The following is a 19,597-nucleotide window of genomic DNA, read 5'->3' as shown; positions in this document are numbered from 1 at the left end:
ATGCAAAAACACTCTTTGATTGCAGTGGCGGTCGCGCTGCTCGCCACGGGTTGCACGCTGGCGCCGCACTACCAGCGGCCCGCGGCGCCCGTGACGGCGACCTTCCCGACTGGCGGCGTGTACGACCAGCAGCCGGGCGCGCAAGGCGCGCGCAGCGCGAACGGCCAGGCCGCCGTCGACATCGGCTGGCGCAACTTCTTCGTCGATCCGCGTCTGCAGCAGCTGATCGAAATCGCGCTGAAGAACAACCGCGATCTGCGCGTGTCGGTGCTGAACATGCAGGCGTCGGCGGCGCAGTACCGCATCGTGCGTGCGGGTCTGTTCCCGACGCTCGACGCCGCGGCCTCGCAAAGCAAGTCGCGCACGCCGAAAGACCTGACGTTCACCGGCGTGACGATTTCCAACTCGTATTCGGTGGGCTTGAACGCGTCGTGGGAAATCGACTTCTTCGGGCGTGTGCAGAGCCTGAAGGATCAGGCGCTGGCTACGTACCTCGGCACCGCGCAGGCGCGCAAGGCGGCGGAAATCTCGCTGGTGTCGCAGGTGGCGAACCAGTACATGACGGTGCTCGAACTGGACGATCTGCTGAAGGTCACGCAGAACACGCTGAAGACGGCGCAGGAGTCGTATCGGATCACCAAGCTGCAGTTCGACAACGGCACCGGTTCGGAACTCGATCTGCGCCAGGCGCAAACGGTCGTCGAGACCGCGAGCGCGGACATGCAAGCGCAGACGCGTTTGCGGGTCCAGGCTGACAACGCGTTGGTGCTGCTGATCGGCGAGCCGTTGCCGGCCGATCTGCCGAACGGCCTGCCGATGAACGACCAGAGCCTGCTGACGGATATTCCGGCGGGTCTGCCGGCCGATCTGCTGACCCGCCGTCCCGACATCATGGAGGCCGAGGAGAATCTGCTCGCGGCCAACGCGAACATCGGCGCGGCGCGCGCGGCATTCTTCCCGAAGGTCACGCTGACCGGCAGCGCCGGCACGCTGAGCCCGACGCTCGGCGGTCTGTTCAAACCGGGTTCGGCGGCCTGGAGCTTCGCGCCGTCGATCACGCTGCCGATCTTCGAGGGCGGCCAGAACATGGCCAACCTCGATCTCGCCAACATCGAGAAGAACGTGCAGATCGCCACGTATGAAAAGGCGATCCAGACGGCCTTCCGCGAAGTGGCGGACGGACTGGCCGCGCGCGGCACGTACGACGAGCAGATCGCGGCGCTCGAGCGGGACGTCGCGGCCGAACAGCGCCGGCTGGATCTGTCGACCCTCCGTTATACGAACGGTGTCGACAGCTATCTGTCGGTGCTGACCGCGCAGACCTCGTTGTATGTGGCTCAGCAGGCGCTGGTGACCGCGCGCATGGAACGTCTGCAGAACCTGGTCACACTGTACCAGGCGCTCGGCGGCGGCTGGATCGAGCACAACGGCGACCAGCCGCGTCCCGCCGACGCGCCGGTCGACTACGGTGCGACGAGCGCGCCGGTCGCGGCTTCGGCGCCGACGGCAGGGTGAGCTGAGCGCTTCGGATTGAACAAGCGCTGAAGCAAACGAAAACGCCACGGCATGCCGTGGCGTTTTTTTTGATGCGCGGCACTCGGTGCCGCGCGCCATGTCAGCGATGCATCGATAAGCTCAATGCAGGTCCGCCGCCCGCAACATCTCGTTGCTCTGCGGCTCGCTGCCCGCGCTCTTGTCGAGATCGTGCCCGGCGCGGCGAAGCTCGCTCTTGGCCTTCTTCTCGCTCTTCACGCCGTTGAAGATCAGGTTCAGCACGACCGCCGACACCGACGCGAGCAGAATCCCGCTATGCAACAGCGGCGACAGCGCCGGCGGCAGCTGCGAGAAGAAATGCGGCGACACGACCGGCACGAGGCCGAGCCCGATGCTGACCGCGACGATGAACAGGTTGTGCTGATTCCTGACGAAGTCGACGCGCGACAGCACCTTGATGCCGTTCGCCGCGACCATGCCGAACATCACGATGCCCGCGCCGCCGAGCACGAACGCCGGCACCGACGCCACCACCTGGGCCATCTTCGGAAAGAGGCCGAGCAGCACGAGAATCACGCCGCCCATCGCACAGACGAAGCGGCTCTTCACGCCGGTCACGCCGATCAACCCGACGTTCTGCGAGAACGACGTATGCGGGAACGAGTTGAAGATGCCGCCGATCAGCGTGCCGAGACCGTCGACGCGCAAGCCGCGCACCAGCGTCTTCTGATCGACCGGACGATCGACCATGTCGCCGACCGCGAGGAACATGCCGGTCGATTCAATGAAGGTGACGAACATCACGGTGACCATCGTCGCGATCGACAGCGGATCGAAGTGCGGCAAACCGAAATGGAACGGCATCACGATGCCGACCCACGGCGCGTGCGTGACGCCGTCCATGTTGACGCGGCCGAGCATCAGTGCGATCGCGAAGCCCGCGACGATGCCGAGCAGCACCGAGATATTGGCGACGAATCCTTTGGCAAACTTGTTGATGAGCAGGATCAGCGTCAGCACGAGCATCGACAGGCCGAGGTAGACCGGATTGCCGTAATCGGGATTGCCGACGCCGCCGGCCGCCCAGTTGATGCCGACTTCCATCAGCGACAAACCGATCACCGAGATCACGACGCCGATCACGACCGGCGGGAAGAAGCGCAACAGCTTGCCGACCGCCGGCGCAAGCAGAATGCCGACTACGCCGGCCGCGATCGTCGAGCCGAAGATATCGAGGATACCGAGCGAAGGATTGGTGCCGATCGCGACCATCGGGCCGACTGCCGCGAACGTGCAGCCCATGATGACGGGCAGACGGATGCCGAAGATCCACAGTCCGAGCGTCTGGATCAGCGTGGCGATGCCGCAGGAAAACAGGTCGGCGCTGATCAGGAAGGCGACCTGGTCTTTCGGCAGCTTCAGCGCCGCGCCGATGATCAACGGTACCGCAACCGCGCCGGCGTACATGACCAGCACGTGCTGAATACCGAGGGTAAGCAACTGGCCCGCGGGTAGGCGCTCGTCGCACGGGTGAACCGTGTTCGCTTGCATATCGTCTGTCTCCACCATCTCGTTTTGGGATGACTCCAAGGTATCGGGGACGAAAAGGCGCAACAAGACCATACGCGGCTATTCCGGCATTCCCGGCGACGATATGCGCAGACCTGTTTTGAAAGGCAAATTAAAGCCACGCGTGGGACGGATCGGCCGCGCAGCGGCGGCGAGCCCTATGCGGCGGCGATTGCGGGCGGTGCGCCGCGCGCGGGGTGTGGCTTCGTCGCCGGCGGCGATATGTGTGAGAATCAATGACGTGTATCAGGCTTCGAGCATAGTCCTGTTTTGGCGACGCTCGCCGCACGGCGGGGTTAACCCGCGAATGGGCTTTTGTTCGCGCGTTTTCCGAGCTGTCTGACGAAGGTTCGCGACGTCTGCGCTGCTTCGCTTTTTGACTTCGCTCACCAGTCTCGTCGCCAGCTTCGCTGGCTCCTTCTTCATCCTCATTTCAACGTTCCTGCGCTCATGAGTTTTCTCGGCATCGATCTCGGCACCGGCTCCCTGAAAGCGGCAATCGTCGACGACCTTGGACGCGAGCAGGCGGTATCGAGCGTCGCTTATACGCTCGTTACGCCGCACGCGGGGTGGGCTGAAATCGACGTCGAGACCTGGTGGAACGCCCTCGTCGATGCGATGGCGAGCCTGCCTCCCGAGTTGCGTGACGGCGTGCGCGCGATCGGCTTTTCCGGGCAGATGCACGGCGTCGTTCTGCTCGATGCGAACGGCGCGGCGGTTCGTCGTGCGATGCTGTGGCCCGACTCGCGCGCGCTCGCCGTGCTCGACGCATGGCCCGAGCCGCAACCGAATCCGGTCGCGCCCGGTATGGCCGGTCCGCTGCTGCGCTGGCTCGTGCTGCATGAACCTGAAGCCGCGCGCCGCACGCGCTGGGCGCTGCAACCGAAGGACTGGCTGCGCGTCGCGCTCGGCGGCGCATGCGTGACCGATGCGTCCGACGCGTGCGCGACCGCGCTGGCCGATCCCGCCGGCGCGTGGGACGCGGCGCTGCTGGAGCGCCTCGAGATTCCGCGCGACTGGTTCGCGCCGCTGGCGCCGTCGTATGCGGCGTCGGGCGCGCTGTCGCAGCGGGCCGCGCAGGCACTCGGCTTGCGGGCCGGTACCGTGCTCGCGACCGGTGCCGCGGACACGCCGTGCGCGGCGCTCGGCAGCGGCCTCGCGCGCGACGGCGACTCGCTGCTGACGACCGGCAGCGGCGGACAGATCGTCGTGCTCGCGAACGACGAGCCGGCACCGCTGAAGGGATTGCATCGCTATCGCGCGGCGAGCGAGCACTGGTATCGGATGGCGGCGATGCAGAACGTCGGCATCGCGTTGGAGCGGGTGCGCGGGTGGCTGTCGTTTGGGTGGGCGGAGGCTTACCGCGAGGCATTCGGCGACGCGGACGATGCGGCCGCTCATGCAGGCGCTCATGCCGCGTCTGCGCTGACCTTCCTGCCGTACCTGACCGGCGAGCGCACGCCGTGGCTGAATCCGCAGGCGCGCGGCGGCTGGCTCGGGTTGTCGCTCGAGCATACCCGCGGCGCGATGATGCGCGCCGCGTTCGAAGGTGTGGCGTTCTCGTTGCGCGCCGGGCTCGACGCGATCCGCGCGAGCGGCGCATCGGTGACGGCGCTCAAGCTCGCGGGCGGCGGTTCCGTCGATGCGCGGTGGCGACAACTGCTCGCCGATGCGCTCGACGTCGAGCTGTACGCGGTCGATTGTCCGAACGCGGCGCCGCGCGGCGCGGCGATCCTCGGCGGGCTCGCGTGCGGCCACTGGCAGACGGGCGATCTGGCCGCGCTCGCGCCGGGCGCGACGCGCGTTGCGGGTCCGCGAGGCGATGCGGCGCTCGCCGAGCGTTATGGGCGCTTCGTCGATCTATATGGCCGTGTCGAGCCGTGGTTCGGTGGTACGAAGCCGCGCGAAGCGAACTAGCGGGGACGGTGTCGAACAAGGTGCCGAGCGCAGCCATCGGCAACGCGGCCGTCACGCACTTTGCAATACCATTACGCTTTTCGTGCGCCACGCGCCCGCCCGGCACACGATGCCATTTCGTATTCGCGACAATCATGTCGGATGGGTCCGGAGTAGGCGCTAAAGCGCTAACTCTGGTCGACACAGGAGCATTGACGATGAAGACCAAAGCAGCAATCGCATGGAAAGCGGGCGCCCCGTTGACGATCGAGGAAGTCGATCTCGAAGGTCCGCGCGCCGGTGAAGTCCTGATCGAAGTGAAGGCGACGGGCATCTGCCACACCGACTACTACACGCTGTCGGGCGCCGATCCCGAAGGCATCTTTCCGGCAATTCTCGGCCACGAAGGCGCGGGCGTGATCGTCGATGTCGGGCCGGGCGTCGGCACGCTGAAGAAGGGCGATCATGTGATTCCGCTCTACACGCCCGAATGCCGCCAGTGCAAGTTCTGCCTGTCGCGTAAGACCAACCTGTGTCAGGCGATCCGTTCGACGCAGGGCCGTGGCCTGATGCCCGATGCGACCTCGCGCTTCTCGCTCGACGGCAAGCCGCTGTTTCACTACATGGGTACGTCGACGTTTTCGAACTACATCGTCGTGCCGGAGATCGCGGTCGCGAAGGTGCGTGAAGACGCGCCGTTCGACAAGATCTGCTACATCGGCTGCGGCGTGACGACCGGCGTCGGCGCGGTCGTGTATTCGGCGAAGGTCGAGGCGGGCGCGAACGTGGTCGTGTTCGGGCTCGGCGGCATCGGCCTGAATGTCATTCAAGGCGCCAAAATGGTAGGTGCGGACAGGATCATCGGCGTCGATATCAACCCGGGGCGCGTCGAGCTCGCGAAGAAGTTCGGCATGACGCACTTCATCAACCCGAACGAAGTCGAGAACGTCGTCGATCACATCGTGCAGTTGACCGATGGTGGCGCCGACTACTCGTTCGAATGCATCGGCAACGTGAAGGTGATGCGCCAGGCGCTCGAATGCACGCACAAGGGCTGGGGGCAGTCGTTCATCATCGGCGTCGCGGCGGCGGGCGAGGAGATCAGCACGCGGCCGTTCCAGCTGGTGACGGGCCGCGAGTGGAAGGGCTCGGCGTTCGGCGGCGCGCGCGGGCGCACCGACGTGCCGAAGATCGTCGACTGGTACATGGAAGGCAAGATCAATATCGACGATCTGATCACGCACCGTCTGCCGCTCGAGCGCATCAACGAGGGCTTCGAGCTGATGAAGAAGGGCGAGTCGATCCGCTCGGTCGTGTTGTACTAAGAGAGGAGTGTTGCGATGCTCGAATTACTTTCGTCGCACGCCTGTCATGGCGGCGAGCAGCGTTTTTACCGGCACGAGTCGCGCACCATCGGTCTGCCGATGCGCTTCTCGGTCTATCTGCCGCCGCAGGCGTTGCATGAGAACGCGGGACGTGTGCCGGCGTTGTTCTATCTGGCCGGACTGACCTGCACGGAAGAAACGTTTCCGATCAAGGCCGGTGCGCAGCGCTTCGCGGCCCAGCACGGCATCGTGCTGATCGCGCCCGATACGAGTCCGCGCGGCGCGGGCGTGCCGGGCGAGAGCGATGCGTGGGACTTCGGCGTCGGCGCGGGCTTTTACGTCGATGCGACCGAGGAGCCGTGGGCGAAGCATTACCGCATGTACTCATACGTGCGGGATGAGCTGCGCGAGACGGTCGTGAACGAATTGCCGGTCGATGGCGACCGCCTCGGCATCTTCGGTCATTCGATGGGCGGTCACGGCGCATTGATGCTCGCGCTGCGCAATCCGGACCTCTATCGGTCGGTGTCGGCGTTCGCGCCGATCGCGGCACCGATGCGTTGTCCGTGGGGCGAGAAGGCGTTCAGCGGCTATCTGGGCGAGAACCGCGAAGCGTGGAAGCAGTACGACGCGAGCGAGCTGGTCGCGCATGCGACGCGCAAGTTCGCGGAAGGGATTCTCATCGATCAGGGGCTCGCGGATCAGTTCCTGCCCACGCAACTGAATCCCGACGTGTTCGAAGCGGCGTGCAAGGCCGCGGGTCAGCCACTGACGTTGCATCGTCATGCGGGCTACGACCACGGCTACTACTTCATCTCGACCTTCATCGAGGATCATCTCGCGCATCACGCGAAGGTGTTGGTCGGCTGAAAAACGTCGTAAAACGCGGCGCAAAAAAAAACGGCGGCACCTCAGGTGCCGCCGTTTTTTCATCTGATCGACGCAAGCGTTGCTCAATGCCGCTTCAGCAGACTCCCGCCATACACCACCGCCGACAGCACGGTGATCCAGAAGCTCGTCGGCCAATCGGTGTAGAACGCGAGCGTCAGCCCGAGCCACGCCTGCGCGAGCGCGAACACGGCCGCGAGCACGAGACCGGCGGACAGCCGCGTGCTGAGGTTCTGCGCGGCGGCGGCGGGGCCGACCATCAGCGTGAACACGAGCAGCACGCCGACGATCTGCGTGCAGGCGGCGACGGCCAGCGCGGCGATCGCGAGAAACAGCACCGATACGCGGCGCAGCGACACGCCCTTCGCTTCGGCAAGCTCCGGCTGCAGCGACGCGAACAGCAGCGGCCGCATGATGGCCGCGAGCGCGACGAGACTGACGACGCCCAACGCCGCGAGCACGCCGAGCGTCGATGCGTTGACGCCGAGCACGTTGCCGAACAGCAGCGCCGTGACCTGCGTCGCGTACGCGGTGAAGAAGTGCAGAAACAGCAGCCCGAAACCGAGCGACAAGGAAAGGATCACGCCGATCGCGACGTCGCGTCCGGCGAGCCGCTCGCCGAGCGCGCCCATGCCGACACCGGCCGCGAGCGTGAAGCCGATCATCCCCCAGATCGGCGAGATGCCGATCAGCACCGCGCCCGTCGCGCCGGTGAAGCCGACATGCGACAGTGCGTGGCCCGCGAACGTCTGTCCGCGCATCACCAGAAAATAGCCGACCACGCCGGCCAGCACCGCGACGATCCCCGACGCCGCGAATGCGTTCACCATGAAATCGTATTCAAACATCGTGCTTGTGTCCGTCGCGTGAGTCGTGCGGGTTCGAGTGACTGTGTGAGTGGCCGTGTGAATGACCGTGGCCATGCTCATGCGAGTGACCGTGCGAATGCGTATGGCCGCCGTCCTCGTCTTCATGCTCGTGATCGTGCTTCTCGACTTCGACGCCGCCCGACATCACGAAGATGCGGCCGTTCACGCGCATCACGTCGATCGGCGAGCCGTACAGACGCGACAGCACCGGCCGCGTGATCACTTCGTCGACGGTGCCGAGCGCCGCGACGCCGCTGCCGAGATACAGCACGCGATCGATCGAGTTGAGCAGCGGATTGAGTTCATGCGCGGAGAACAGCACCGCGATGCCGAGCTCCTGTTGCACGCGCCGCACGAGTTCGACGACGCTCTTCTGATGATGCGGATCGAGACTGATCAACGGCTCATCGAGCAGCAGCAGTTTCGGATTGCCGAGCAGGCATTGCGCGAGCAGGAGCCGCTGCCGTTCGCCGCCCGACAGCTCCGACAGCGGCCGCTTTGACAGATTCGTTGCGCCGACGAGCTCGAGCACCCGATCGACGTCCGCGCGCGTTTTCGCATCCGCATGCGGCAAGCCCCAGCGATGACCATCGGCGGCCATCGCAACGAAATCGCGGCCGCGCACGCGCCGGCCGGCGAGTGCGGTGCGCGTCTGCGGCATATAGCCGATCGACGCATTGCCGCGCTCGACCGGCTGCGCGAGCACGCGAATCGCGCCGCCGGCGGCCGGCACGAGGCCGAGCACCGCGCGCATCAGCGTCGTCTTGCCCGCGCCGTTGGGCCCGAGCACGCCGATGAACTCGCCCTGGTTCACGACGAAGCTGGTGTCGCGCAGGATCGTGCGGCCGCCCAGATCGAGCGTCACGTTGTCGAGTTCGAGCACGGGCGTGTCGCCGCGCATGCTGGGGGCGCCCGCCGGCGCACCTGCTGGCGTTTGATGGCCAGTCGGAATCATGGAGTCTTTCCTTTCGCGTTCGCGTTGGTCGCGCCGTTCGTGTCGCCCGCGGCGAGCGCTTTCTGCAGCGCGTCGAGCTGCGTCAGCATCCACGTCTGATAGGTCTTGCCGGCCGGCAGGGTTTCGGTGACGCTCATCGTCGGTACCTTCGATTGTTGCGCGAGCTTCAGCATGCGTTGGGTCAGCGCCTCGGTGGCCTGGCTGTTATAGATCAGCACGCGCACGCGCCGCTCGCGCAGATCGCGTTCGAACGCGGCGATGTCGGCCGCGCTCGCTTCGGTGTCGTTCATCGCGGCGAGCTGGAAGCGCTGGTTGCGCATGCCTAGACCGATCGCGTCGGACATATAGCCGAACACCGGTTCGGTCGCCGTGACAGGCAGGCCCGCATAGCGGCCGCGCAGTTCGGCGACCTTCGCGTCGATCGGCTTCAGCGAATCGAGAAACTTCGCGAGGTTCGCATCGTACGCCGACTTGTGCGCCGGGTCAGCAGCGGCGAGCGCGTCGCTGACCGCGCGCGCGACTTTCGGCATCGTCGCCGGGTCGTACCACAGGTGCGGATTGTCGCCGCCTTTTTTGCCGACGAGGTCGGCCGCGACGATCACGGTGCGCTGCGAACCTTTCGACGCGGCCAGCAGCTTCGCCATCCACGGATCGTAGTCGGCGCCGTTGTAGACGACGAGGCTCGCATGCTGCAACGCTCGTGCGGTGGCTGGACTCGCTTCGAACAGATGCGGGTCCTGGTCCGGATTGCTGAGGATGCTGGTCACGTCGACGCGATCGCCGCCGAGTTGCCGCACCACGTCGCCGTAAAAGTTCTCCGCGGCGACGACCGGAATTTTTGCGTCGGCGGCGAACGCCCCGTGGCCGAAGCAGAGCGCCGCGGCCGCGAGCAGCCAGGTGCGCAGGTGGGGGCGCACAGAGGTCGAACGCTTCAGCGCGCGGTGCGCCGTGGACAACATCGAACCGATCGTTTTCATCGTTGTTTTCCTGCTGCGTGAAAGTTTGAATGAGCCACTCGGGGTGGCAAGGCCAGATACCGGGCTGCGCTCAGCGGGGCGCCGCGCGCCTGATCACGACGAAGCGCCTGCTGCGCCGCTGGCGCCGCCGGGCTTCGCCGCTCGCGCACACAGCGCGCACAGGCCGCTCAGTTCGATCACCTGGCGATGCACCTCGAAGCCATGCGCGGGCGCGCTGTGCGACAGGCGCTCGGCGAGTTCGTCGCCGGGAATTTCGACGGTCGCGCCGCAGCCGTCACACATCAGGAACTGGCTGCGATGCGGCACGCCGATCTCGCAGCAGGCGACGAACGCGTTCTTCGATTCGATCCGGTGCACGAAGCCATGCGCGACGAGGAAGTCGAGCGCGCGATAGACCGTGGTCGGCGGCATGCGACCGCGCTCGGGCGCGAGCGCGTCGAGCAATTCGTACGCGCCGACCGGCCGCTCGCTCGCGACGATCGCCGCGTACACCTGGCGGCGCAGCGGAGTCAGCGCGAGCCCCTGTGCAGCGGCGTGCGCATCCGCATGCGTCAGTCGCAGGGCGTGCTGTTCGGCGAGCGAGGTAGTCATCGGCGTGAATCTCCTGATGTGGCGGCGCCCGGGAGGGCGGCGAGGTCGAAATGATATAACGTATCGCGATTTTTTGTCAGTGGCGCGCTCCTTCGCGTGGCGGGAAGCGCCGAACGCGTCGTGGCGACCCGCGTCGCGCCCCGCTTGCGCCTGCCGCGCTGCACCATCGAAATTCGTCCGCGTGCCTTGACATGACCCGGTCCGTATCCGATCATTCGATCACCAACCGAGCAATTGATCGCGCGATGAGCGTTCGCTCACTGCGCGCCAGAAATCAAAAACGAACCGGAGACAGGCAGTGGCACGATTGCAGGACAAGGTCGCCATTCTGACGGGCGCGGCCAGCGGTATCGGTGAAGCGGTGGCCCTGCGCTACCTCGACGAAGGCGCGCGCTGCGTGCTGGTCGACGTGAAGCCGACCGAGAGCATCGGCGGCGCGCTGCGCGGTACCTACGGCGAGCGCGTACTGAGCGTCAGCGCCGATGTCCGGCGCCGCGAGGACATCGAGCGCATCGTCACGAGCACGCTCGGCTGCTTCGGCAAGATCGACATTCTCTTCAACAACGCGGCGCTGTTCGACATGCGCCCGCTTCTCGACGAATCCTGGGACGTGTTCGACCGCCTGTTCGCGGTCAATGTAAAAGGCATGTTCTTTCTGATGCAGGCGGTCGCGCGGCAGATGGTCGAGCAGGGCCGCGGCGGCAAGATCATCAACATGTCGTCGCAGGCCGGCCGGCGCGGCGAGGCGCTCGTTTCGCACTACTGCGCGACCAAGGCGGCGGTGTTGAGCTATACGCAGTCCGCGGCGCTCGCGCTCGCGCCGCATAAGATCAACGTGAACGGCATCGCGCCGGGCGTCGTCGATACGCCCATGTGGAACGAGGTCGACGCGCTGTTCGCGCGCTACGAAAACCGGCCGCTCGGCGAGAAGAAGCGCCTCGTCGGCGAGGCCGTGCCGCTCGGGCGCATGGGCGTGCCCGATGATCTGACCGGCGCCGCGCTGTTCCTCGCGTCGGCCGATGCCGACTACATCACCGCGCAGACGCTGAACGTCGACGGCGGCAACTGGATGAGCTGAACGAAGAGCAGGGAGCGGGCACGTTGGGTGCTCTGAGCGACGCGTGAAGTCGTCAAACGAACGCAGCATCACATAACGTATGAGAAAGGAGACAACGATGAAACCAGCTTTCAAATTCGCGCTGAAGGCGGCCGGTGCCGGCGCGGCCACCTGCTTCGCGCTGAGCGCATCGGCGGCGACGGTGACCATCGCGACGCTGAACAATCCGGACATGATCGAGCTGAAGAAGCTGTCGCCCGCGTTCGAAAAAGCGAATCCGGACATCAAGCTGAACTGGGTCATCCTCGAGGAAAACGTGCTGCGTCAGCGCGCGACGACCGACATCACGACCGGCAGCGGCCAGTTCGACGTGATGACGATCGGCGCGTACGAAACGCCGCAATGGGGCAAGCGCGGCTGGCTCGCGCCGATCACGAACCTGCCGGCGAGCTACGACCTGAACGACGTCGTCAAGACGGCCCGCGACGGCCTGTCCGCGAACGGCCAGCTGTACGCGCTGCCGTTCTACGTCGAAAGCTCAATGACCTATTACCGCAAGGATCTGTTCGACAAGGCCGGCCTGAAGATGCCCGACCAGCCGACCTACGACCAGATCGCCCAGTTCGCCGACAAGCTCACCGACAAGTCCAAGGAGCAATACGGCATCTGTCTGCGCGGCAAGGCGGGCTGGGGCGAGAACATGGCGTACGGCACGACGGTCGTGAACACGTTCGGCGGGCGCTGGTTCGACGAGAAGTGGAACGCGCAGCTGACGTCGCCGGAATGGAAGAAGGCAATGACGTTCTACGTCGATCTGCTGAAGAAGGACGGCCCTCCGGGAGCCAGCTCGAACGGCTTCAACGAGAACCTGACACTGATGTCGTCCGGCAAGTGCGCGATGTGGATCGACGCGACGGTCGCGGCCGGCATGCTGTACAACAAGCAGCAGTCGCAGATTGCCGACAAGGTCGGCTTCGCCGCGGCACCGGTCGCGGTCACGCCGAAGGGTTCGCACTGGCTGTGGGCCTGGGCGCTGGCGATTCCGAAGTCGTCGAAGCAGGCCGATTCGGCGAAGAAGTTCATCGAGTGGGCGACCTCGAAGGAATACATCGAAATGGTCGCGAAGGATGAGGGCTGGGCCTCGGTTCCCCCGGGCACGCGCCAGTCCACCTATGCGCGCCCCGAGTACAAACAGGCCGCGCCGTTCGGCGACTTCGTGCTGAAGGCGATCCAGACCGCCGACCCGGATCATCCGACCTTGAAGCCGGTCCCGTACACCGGCGTGCAGTTCGTCGGGATACCTGAGTTCCAGTCGTTCGGCACGGTGGTCGGGCAGAGTATCTCCGGCGCGATCGCCGGTCAGATGACGGTCGACCAGGCGCTCGCGGCCGGCAACGCGGCCGCCGATCGCGCGGTCAAGCAGGCGGGTTATCAGAAGTAACCCGGCAGGCCAGCCGCATCGACCGATGCGGCTCATGCAGCAGGGCGGCCGTTTGCCTGCGCCGCATGCGATGCGGGACGTGTGTTGTGTCTTTCGGCACCGCACGCCGCATCGCGCCAACGCGGCTCAGGCAAACGCTCCGCGCATTTCCGTACAGGTGGTCCATCATGCGTCCTTTGCGCGTCCCAATGATGCAAGCCCATCCCCAGACAGAAAAAGAACGCGAAGCCCGTAAGGCCAATTCGGCCCGCTGGCTCGTCGCGCCGTCGGTCGGCGTGCTGGTTCTGTGGATGACGATTCCGCTCGCGATGACGATCTGGTTCTCGTTTTCGCACTACAACCTGTTGAATCCCGATCTGCGCGGATTCGCCGGCCTCGACAACTACCGCTACCTCGCCACCGATCCGTCGTTCGGCCCGTCGATCGCGCATACGATCGAGCTGATCGTGTGGGTGCTCGTGATCACCGTGGGCGGCGGCGTGCTGATGTCGATTCTGTTCGATCGCAAGTTCTACGGTCAGGGCGTGGCCCGCCTGCTCGCGATCGCGCCGTTCTTCGTGATGCCGACGGTCAGCGCGCTGATCTGGAAGAACATGATCCTGCACCCGGTCTACGGGCTCGTCGCTCAGGGCATGCGCGCGCTGGGCATGCAGCCGATCGACTGGTTCGCCGACTATCCGCTGACCGCGGTGATCATGATCGTCGCGTGGCAGTGGCTGCCGTTCGCGTTCCTGATTCTTTTTACGGCGATCCAGTCGCTCGACCAGGAGCAGAAGGAAGCCGCGAAGATCGACGGCGCGGGTCCGTTCTCGATGTTCTTCTACATCACGCTGCCGCACCTGCGACGCGCGATCGCGGTCGTCGTGATGATGGAGACGATTTTCCTGCTGTCGATCTTTGCCGAGATCTACACGACCACGGGCGGTGGTCCGGGCAACGCGACCACCACCTTGTCGTACCTGATCTTCGCGCTCGGCCTGCAACAGTTCGACGTCGGTCTCGCATCGGCGGGCGGCATTCTCGCGGTCGTGCTGGCCAATATCGTGTCGTTCTTCCTCGTGCGGATGCTCGCGAAGAACCTGAAAGGGGAGTACGAAAAATGAGCCATGTTGCCTCCACTGCCGCATCGACGACGCAGCCGGTCGCGCTGCCGCACAAGTCGCCTTTCGAGCCGGTGCTGCGCGCGATTCCCGGCGTGCTCGCCTGGCTGGTCGCGCTGCTGCTGTTCTTCCCGATCTTCTGGATGACGATCACCGCGTTCAAGACCGAGCAGCAGGCCTACGCGTCGTCGCTGTTTTTCATGCCGACGCTCGACAGCTTCCGCGAGGTGTTCGCGCGCAGCAACTATTTCTCGTTCGCGTGGAACTCGATCCTGATCTCGGTCGGCGTCACGCTGCTGTGCCTCATCCTCGCGGTGCCGTGCGCGTACGCGATGGCGTTCTTCCCGACGCGGCGCACGCAGAAAGTGTTGCTGTGGATGCTGTCAACGAAGATGATGCCGTCGGTCGGCGTGCTGGTGCCGATCTATCTGCTGTGGAAAAGCAGCGGCCTGCTCGATACGGTGTCGGGTCTCGTCATCGTCTATACGCTGATGAATCTGCCGATCGCGGTGTGGATGGCGTTCACGTACTTCGCCGAAATACCGCGCGACATTCTCGAGGCCGGGCGGATCGACGGCGCGGCGACGTGGCAGGAGATCGTCTATCTGCTGATGCCGATGGCGCTGCCCGGACTCGCGTCGACCGCGCTGCTGCTCGTGATCCTGTCGTGGAACGAGGCGTTCTGGAGCATCAACCTGTCGAGCTCGAACGCGGCGCCGCTGACCGTGTTTATCGCGTCGTATTCGAGTCCTGAAGGACTGTTCTGGGCGAAGCTTTCGGCCGCTTCGTTGCTGGCGGTCGCGCCGATCCTGATCGTCGGCTGGCTGTCGCAGAAGCAGCTGGTGCGCGGGCTCACGTTCGGGGCGGTCAAGTGATGACGGACCCGACGGCAGGCCCGGGCATCGCGCGATACGCGTTGATCTGCGATTGCGACGGCGTGCTGATCGACAGCGAAGCGGTGGCTGCGCGCATGCTGGTGCGCGAACTCGAAGCGCGCTGGCCCGGCATCGACGTCGAGCCGGTCGTTTTGCCGCTGCTCGGGCTGCGCATCGAGCGCGTGTTGCGGGACACCGCGACGCAGCTCGGCAAACAGCTCGGCGCCGACGATATCGATGCGATCCGCCGCGCGGTCGAAGCGGCGGCAATCGAGGCGCCCGCGGTCGACGGCATCGAGATGGCGCTCACCCAGGTGCCGCTCGTCAAGGGCTGCGCGAGCAATAGCTTCCGGCCGTACGTCGAGACGGTGCTGGCGCGCACGGGCCTGAAGCGATTCTTCGGCGAGCAGCTGTTTTGCGCCGACGCGGTGCCGAATCCGAAGCCCGCGCCGGACGTGTATCTGGCGGCGGCACAGGGCTTCGGGCTCGCACCCGCCGCGTGCCTCGTCGTCGAGGACAGCGTGACCGGCGTCACGGCGGCGGCCACGGCGGGCATGGCGGTGCTGGGGTTCATCGGCGGCGGTCATGCGAGCGATGCGCAGATCGATCGTCTGCATGCGGCGGGCGCGCGTCACGTGTTCGACGATATGCGGCAGTTGCCGGAGCTCGTCGCGCAATGGACGCTGTCCGCGACGGCCGCGTCACCCTGAGCACACGAACGCACGCGACACTACACTTCAATCAGTAGCGGCACGAAGTATCGAACAGCATTACACGGAGACACATCATGGCAAGCGTAACCTTGCGCAACATCAGAAAGGCCTACGACGACAACGAAGTGATGCGCGACATCAATCTCGACATCGCGGACGGCGAGTTCGTCGTGTTCGTCGGGCCGAGCGGTTGCGGCAAATCGACCCTGATGCGGATGATCGCGGGCCTCGAGGACATCACGGGCGGCGATCTGAACATCGACGCCGTGCGCATGAACGACGTGCCGCCGGCCAAGCGCGGTATCGCGATGGTGTTCCAGTCGTACGCGCTGTATCCGCACATGACGCTGTACGACAACATGGCGTTCGGCCTGAAGCTCGCGGGCGCGAAGAAGCCGGAGATCGATGCGGCCGTGCGCAACGCGGCGAAGATTCTGCACATCGATCACCTGCTCGAACGCAAGCCGAAGCAGCTGTCGGGCGGGCAGCGCCAGCGCGTCGCGATCGGCCGCGCGATCACGCGCAAGCCGAAGGTGTTCCTGTTCGACGAGCCGCTGTCGAATCTCGACGCCGCGCTGCGCGTGAAGATGCGCCTCGAATTCGCGCGTCTGCACGACGAACTGAAGACCACGATGATCTACGTGACGCACGACCAGGTCGAGGCGATGACCCTGGCCGACAAAATCGTCGTGCTGTCGGCGGGCAATCTGGAGCAGGTCGGCAGCCCGACGATGCTGTATCACGCGCCGGCGAACCGCTTCGTCGCCGGCTTCATCGGCTCGCCGAAGATGAACTTCATGGAAGGCGTCGTGCAGTCGGTGTCGCACGACGGCGTCTCGGTGCGTTACGAGACCGGCGAGACGCAGCGCGTGTCGGTCGAGCCGGGCGCGGCGAAGCAGGGCGACAAGGTGACGGTCGGCATCCGGCCCGAGCATCTGCACGTCAGCACCACCGAGGACGGCATTGAGGCGCGCACGATGACGGTCGAATCGCTCGGCGATGCCGCGTATCTGTACGCGGAGTCGAGCGTCGCGCCGGACGGTTTGATCGCGCGGATTCCGCCGCTCGAGCGGCATGCGAAGGGCAACACGCAAAAGCTCGGCGCGACGCCCGAGCATTGCCATCTGTTCGACAGCGAGGGTAAGGCGTTCCAGCGCAAGATCGTCGAGGTGCTGGCGGCTTGAGGAAGTGAAAAGCGGCGCCTGGGCGCCGCTTTGCTTTTGCCGTCAAGCTGTGCCGTGAGCACTTGCACTCACCCGCCGCTCACGCCTCCAACGCCGCCCGCGCGCACAACTCATCGGTCACGAGCCCCGACAACCACCCGCCCTTGAGCACCGCGATCAACGCCTCGCGCTTGCGCTGCCCACCCGCGAACCCGATGGTCGGCCGGCGCGGCGGCGCGTCGAGCGCGATGCTGGTCACGCGCCGCCCGGTCGGCGATTCGACGGGCGCGCCGGCTGCATCGATCGGCAGGCCGAGCATTTCGGCGACCGCGCCGTTGTGCATCAATTCCTTCACCTCGCCTTCCGTGATGAAACCGTCCTCGTGCAGCGGACACGTCATGCCGATGTTGCCGATGCCGACGAACGCGACATCGGCCTGCGCGGACAGCGACTCGACGATACGATACAGACGGTGATTGCACCACTGCGCGCGCTCGGCCTCGCTGTCGGCGAGCAGCGGCGCGGGCAGCAGAAAATGCTTGCCGCCGGTCTTCTCCGAAATGTGCAGCGCGACGTCATAGCGGTTCGAGGAGCCGTCCTGAGCGATCGCGCCGACCATCGATACCAGCCGATGCTGCGGACGGTCCAGCTGCGCGATCTGATCGACCGCGGCCTTCAGCGTGCGGCCGCTGCTGACCGCGACCACCATCGGTTTCTCCACACTCAGATAGCGCTCCATCACCTGGGCGCCGGCCACGGCGAGCTTGCGGTCGACTTCCTCGGGCGTATCGTCGTCGACCGGCACGATCTCGCACATGGTCAGGCCATAGCGCTTCGACAACTGATCGGCGAGCGTCAGACAATCGGCGAGCTTGTGATCGACCCGCACGCGGATCAGATTCTTTTCGACCGCGAACGCGACGAGCCGCTGCGCGACCGGCCGCGACACCTGCAGCTTCTCGGCGATTTCGTTCTGGGTGTTGCCCGCGACGTAGTAAAGCCACGCGGCGCGCGTGGCGAGATCGAGTTTTTCTGTGGACCTGGGCACGATGAGGTTTCGGTTGAGGTGTGCCGACGAAAGCGGCCGGCGGCGCGTTCGTCGCGCAGGCCGGCCGCGGTTGACGCTCAGGCGAGCGGTGCGCGGGCGGGATCGAACAGCGGCCGTACGTGGCGATACAGCGCGCGATACGCTTCGAGGCGCGTGCGCAATTCCGCGTGGCGGCGCGGATTCGGCGTGAACTCCTTTTCGACGGGCGGCTTGGTCAGCACGGTGGCCGGTTCGCCACCCGCGGCGAGCCAGCCGAGACGCGCCGCACCGAGCGCCGCGCCGGTTTCGCCGCCGCCGTGCTTGACGGTGACGGTGTCGAGCGCATCGGCGAGCAACTGGGCCCAGTAATCGCTGCGCGCGCCGCCGCCGAGCAGCGACAGCACCTTCGCCTCGGTGCCGGCCGCGCGCAGCGCGTCGAGGCCGTCGGTCAGCGCGAGCGTCACGCCTTCGAGCACCGCGTAGCCGAGCAGCGCGCGATCGGTGGCGTGGGTCATGCCGAAGAACACGCCTTGCGCATACGGGTCGTTATGCGGCGTGCGTTCGCCCGACAGATACGGCAAGAAGAGCGGCGCGGTGGTCAGGGCCGCGGCGGGCAGTGCCGCGATTTCGGCGAGCAGCGTCGGCTCGTCGGTCGACGTGAGCTTGCAGACCCAGCGCAGACAGCTCGCCGCCGACAGCACCACGCTCATCTGATGCCAACGGTCGGGGATCGCATGACAGAACGCGTGGACGGCGGAGGCCGGGTTCGGCCGGAAACTGTCGCCGACCACGCACAGCACGCCCGACGTACCCAACGACACGAAGCCGTCGCCCGGCTGGGTCGCGCCGATGCCGATCGCGCTCGTCGCATTGTCGCCGCCGCCGGCCGCGACGATCACGTCGTCGCGCAGGCCGAATTCGCGCGCGAGTTCCGGCAGCAGCGTGCCGGCCGGCGCGCTGCCTTCGCGCAGCGCCGGCATCTGTGCGCGCGTCATGTTGCAGGCGGCGAGCAGCGAATCGGACCAGTCGCGTTTCGCGACGTCGAGCCACAGCGTGCCGGCCGCATCCGACGGATCGGACACCTTGCCGCCCGTCAGTTGCAGGCGCAAATAGTCTTTCGGCAGCAGCACGCAGGCTGTTCTAGCGAAAATCTCCGGCTCGTGACGCGCGACCCACAGCAGCTTCGGCGCGGTGAAACCGGGCATTGCCAGATTGCCGGCGACGCTGTGCAGATCCGGCGCGCGCTCGGTCAGCTCTGCGCATTCCTTGTCGCTACGCATGTCGTTCCACAGGATCGCGGGACGCAGTACGCGGTTTTCCGCATCGAGCAGCACTGCGCCGTGCATCTGCCCCGACAGGCCGATGCCGCGAATCTGCGCGAACTCGTCGGGATGATGCGCGCGCAACGCGGCGAGTGCGGCGCGCGTGCCCGCCCACCAGTCTTCGGGATTCTGCTCGGCCCAGCGCTGATGCGGACGCGAAACGGTGAACGGCGAGCCTGCCGTGCCGATCACGCGGCCGTCGGAGGCGAGCAGCAGAACTTTCACTTCGGACGTGCCGAGGTCGATGCCTAGGTACATGGGAGCGAAACCTTCGTCGTTGGGGATGCGCTACTTTAGCCGCACATCGCGCGGGCTGTCATGCGCATTAAGCCTGG

At 65.8% G+C, this 19,597-nt stretch carries 17 protein-coding genes; 10 read left to right on the top strand and 7 right to left on the bottom strand.

Features of this window, described 5'->3' with window-relative positions; all coding sequences use genetic code 11:
* Nucleotides 1-1,515, top strand: coding sequence for an efflux transporter outer membrane subunit (locus L0U84_RS16400; protein ID WP_233851169.1), 1,515 nt, complete (start codon nucleotides 1-3; stop codon nucleotides 1,513-1,515).
* 120 nt (nucleotides 1,516-1,635) lie between these two features.
* Here L0U84_RS16400 and L0U84_RS16395 read toward each other — a convergent pair whose 3' ends face one another.
* Complete coding sequence (locus L0U84_RS16395; RefSeq protein ID WP_233851168.1) at nucleotides 1,636-3,045, bottom strand: nucleobase:cation symporter-2 family protein; 1,410 nt, start codon at nucleotides 3,043-3,045, stop codon at nucleotides 1,636-1,638.
* A 468-nt stretch (nucleotides 3,046-3,513) separates the two neighbouring features.
* On the opposite strand from L0U84_RS16395, the gene L0U84_RS16390 reads away from it, so the two are divergent.
* The 3 genes from L0U84_RS16390 (at nucleotide 3,514) to fghA (ending at nucleotide 7,154) form a co-directional block, all read left to right on the top strand.
* Entirely contained in the window at nucleotides 3,514-4,980 is a 1,467-nt protein-coding gene (locus tag L0U84_RS16390) for a xylulokinase (protein ID WP_233851167.1), read from the top strand.
* Nucleotides 4,981-5,177: 197 nt separating this feature from the next.
* The gene (locus tag L0U84_RS16385; protein ID WP_233851165.1) at nucleotides 5,178-6,284 is read left to right on the top strand and encodes an S-(hydroxymethyl)glutathione dehydrogenase/class III alcohol dehydrogenase; all 1,107 of its coding nucleotides are present in this window, start codon (nucleotides 5,178-5,180) and stop codon (nucleotides 6,282-6,284) included.
* Between the two features lie 15 nt (nucleotides 6,285-6,299).
* The gene (gene fghA / locus L0U84_RS16380; protein WP_233851163.1) at nucleotides 6,300-7,154 is read left to right on the top strand and encodes an S-formylglutathione hydrolase; all 855 of its coding nucleotides are present in this window, start codon (nucleotides 6,300-6,302) and stop codon (nucleotides 7,152-7,154) included.
* A gap of 83 nt (nucleotides 7,155-7,237) precedes the next feature.
* Here fghA and L0U84_RS16375 read toward each other — a convergent pair whose 3' ends face one another.
* From L0U84_RS16375 to L0U84_RS16360, 4 genes are all read right to left on the bottom strand, one after another.
* Nucleotides 7,238-8,020 (bottom strand): metal ABC transporter permease, encoded by a 783-nt coding sequence (locus L0U84_RS16375; protein ID WP_233851161.1) that lies wholly within the window; start codon nucleotides 8,018-8,020, stop codon nucleotides 7,238-7,240.
* Nucleotides 8,013-8,996: an ABC transporter ATP-binding protein gene (locus L0U84_RS16370; RefSeq protein ID WP_233851159.1), complete on the bottom strand. Its 984-nt coding sequence runs from the start codon at nucleotides 8,994-8,996 to the stop codon at nucleotides 8,013-8,015. Before L0U84_RS16370 ends, L0U84_RS16375 begins: the two co-directional genes overlap by 8 nt.
* The gene (locus tag L0U84_RS16365) at nucleotides 8,993-9,973 is read right to left on the bottom strand and encodes a metal ABC transporter solute-binding protein (RefSeq protein WP_233851157.1); all 981 of its coding nucleotides are present in this window, start codon (nucleotides 9,971-9,973) and stop codon (nucleotides 8,993-8,995) included. The genes L0U84_RS16370 and L0U84_RS16365 overlap by 4 nt, the downstream gene beginning before the upstream one ends.
* A gap of 93 nt (nucleotides 9,974-10,066) precedes the next feature.
* Nucleotides 10,067-10,564: a Fur family transcriptional regulator gene (locus L0U84_RS16360; RefSeq protein WP_233851155.1), complete on the bottom strand. Its 498-nt coding sequence runs from the start codon at nucleotides 10,562-10,564 to the stop codon at nucleotides 10,067-10,069.
* A gap of 298 nt (nucleotides 10,565-10,862) precedes the next feature.
* On the opposite strand from L0U84_RS16360, the gene L0U84_RS16355 reads away from it, so the two are divergent.
* The 6 genes from L0U84_RS16355 to L0U84_RS16330 all read left to right on the top strand — a co-directional run bounded on the left by L0U84_RS16355 (nucleotide 10,863) and on the right by L0U84_RS16330 (nucleotide 16,934).
* Entirely contained in the window at nucleotides 10,863-11,642 is a 780-nt protein-coding gene (locus tag L0U84_RS16355; RefSeq protein ID WP_233851153.1) for an L-iditol 2-dehydrogenase, read from the top strand.
* Nucleotides 11,643-11,739: 97 nt separating this feature from the next.
* A complete protein-coding gene (locus tag L0U84_RS16350) occupies nucleotides 11,740-13,062 on the top strand; it encodes an ABC transporter substrate-binding protein (protein WP_233851151.1) in 1,323 nt (440 codons plus the stop codon).
* Nucleotides 13,063-13,229: 167 nt separating this feature from the next.
* A complete protein-coding gene (locus tag L0U84_RS16345; RefSeq protein WP_233851149.1) occupies nucleotides 13,230-14,165 on the top strand; it encodes a carbohydrate ABC transporter permease in 936 nt (311 codons plus the stop codon).
* Nucleotides 14,162-15,037: a carbohydrate ABC transporter permease gene (locus L0U84_RS16340; protein ID WP_233851147.1), complete on the top strand. Its 876-nt coding sequence runs from the start codon at nucleotides 14,162-14,164 to the stop codon at nucleotides 15,035-15,037. Before L0U84_RS16345 ends, L0U84_RS16340 begins: the two co-directional genes overlap by 4 nt.
* The gene (locus tag L0U84_RS16335; RefSeq protein ID WP_233851146.1) at nucleotides 15,037-15,747 is read left to right on the top strand and encodes an HAD family hydrolase; all 711 of its coding nucleotides are present in this window, start codon (nucleotides 15,037-15,039) and stop codon (nucleotides 15,745-15,747) included. The genes L0U84_RS16340 and L0U84_RS16335 overlap by 1 nt, the downstream gene beginning before the upstream one ends.
* A gap of 77 nt (nucleotides 15,748-15,824) precedes the next feature.
* A complete protein-coding gene (locus tag L0U84_RS16330) occupies nucleotides 15,825-16,934 on the top strand; it encodes an ABC transporter ATP-binding protein (RefSeq protein WP_233851145.1) in 1,110 nt (369 codons plus the stop codon).
* 79 nt (nucleotides 16,935-17,013) lie between these two features.
* Here L0U84_RS16330 and L0U84_RS16325 read toward each other — a convergent pair whose 3' ends face one another.
* Entirely contained in the window at nucleotides 17,014-17,961 is a 948-nt protein-coding gene (locus tag L0U84_RS16325; RefSeq protein WP_233851144.1) for a sugar-binding transcriptional regulator, read from the bottom strand.
* 77 nt (nucleotides 17,962-18,038) lie between these two features.
* A complete protein-coding gene (gene xylB, locus L0U84_RS16320; RefSeq protein WP_233851143.1) occupies nucleotides 18,039-19,520 on the bottom strand; it encodes a xylulokinase in 1,482 nt (493 codons plus the stop codon).
* Nucleotides 19,521-19,597: the final 77 nt, after the last annotated feature.

Source organism: Paraburkholderia sp. HD33-4 (genome assembly GCF_021390635.1).
In the GTDB taxonomy this organism is placed as follows: domain Bacteria; phylum Pseudomonadota; class Gammaproteobacteria; order Burkholderiales; family Burkholderiaceae; genus Paraburkholderia.
The sequence above is the reverse complement of the archived record's forward strand: the minus strand, read 5'-3'. Positions and strand labels throughout refer to the sequence as shown.

Bases quoted from the DNA above. Each gene is read 5' to 3' on its own strand.
- L0U84_RS16400 (WP_233851169.1), top strand. From the start codon at position 1: ATGCAAAAACACTCTTTGATTGCAGTGGCGGTCGCGCTGCTCGCCACG.
- L0U84_RS16395 (WP_233851168.1), bottom strand. From the start codon at position 3,045: ATGCAAGCGAACACGGTTCACCCGTGCGACGAGCGCCTACCCGCGGGC.
- L0U84_RS16390 (WP_233851167.1), top strand. From the start codon at position 3,514: ATGAGTTTTCTCGGCATCGATCTCGGCACCGGCTCCCTGAAAGCGGCA.
- L0U84_RS16385 (WP_233851165.1), top strand. From the start codon at position 5,178: ATGAAGACCAAAGCAGCAATCGCATGGAAAGCGGGCGCCCCGTTGACG.
- fghA (WP_233851163.1), top strand. From the start codon at position 6,300: ATGCTCGAATTACTTTCGTCGCACGCCTGTCATGGCGGCGAGCAGCGT.
- L0U84_RS16375 (WP_233851161.1), bottom strand. From the start codon at position 8,020: ATGTTTGAATACGATTTCATGGTGAACGCATTCGCGGCGTCGGGGATC.
- L0U84_RS16370 (WP_233851159.1), bottom strand. From the start codon at position 8,996: ATGATTCCGACTGGCCATCAAACGCCAGCAGGTGCGCCGGCGGGCGCC.
- L0U84_RS16365 (WP_233851157.1), bottom strand. From the start codon at position 9,973: ATGAAAACGATCGGTTCGATGTTGTCCACGGCGCACCGCGCGCTGAAG.
- L0U84_RS16360 (WP_233851155.1), bottom strand. From the start codon at position 10,564: ATGACTACCTCGCTCGCCGAACAGCACGCCCTGCGACTGACGCATGCG.
- L0U84_RS16350 (WP_233851151.1), top strand. From the start codon at position 11,740: ATGAAACCAGCTTTCAAATTCGCGCTGAAGGCGGCCGGTGCCGGCGCG.
- L0U84_RS16345 (WP_233851149.1), top strand. From the start codon at position 13,230: ATGCGTCCTTTGCGCGTCCCAATGATGCAAGCCCATCCCCAGACAGAA.
- L0U84_RS16340 (WP_233851147.1), top strand. From the start codon at position 14,162: ATGAGCCATGTTGCCTCCACTGCCGCATCGACGACGCAGCCGGTCGCG.
- L0U84_RS16335 (WP_233851146.1), top strand. From the start codon at position 15,037: ATGACGGACCCGACGGCAGGCCCGGGCATCGCGCGATACGCGTTGATC.
- L0U84_RS16330 (WP_233851145.1), top strand. From the start codon at position 15,825: ATGGCAAGCGTAACCTTGCGCAACATCAGAAAGGCCTACGACGACAAC.
- xylB (WP_233851143.1), bottom strand. From the start codon at position 19,520: ATGTACCTAGGCATCGACCTCGGCACGTCCGAAGTGAAAGTTCTGCTG.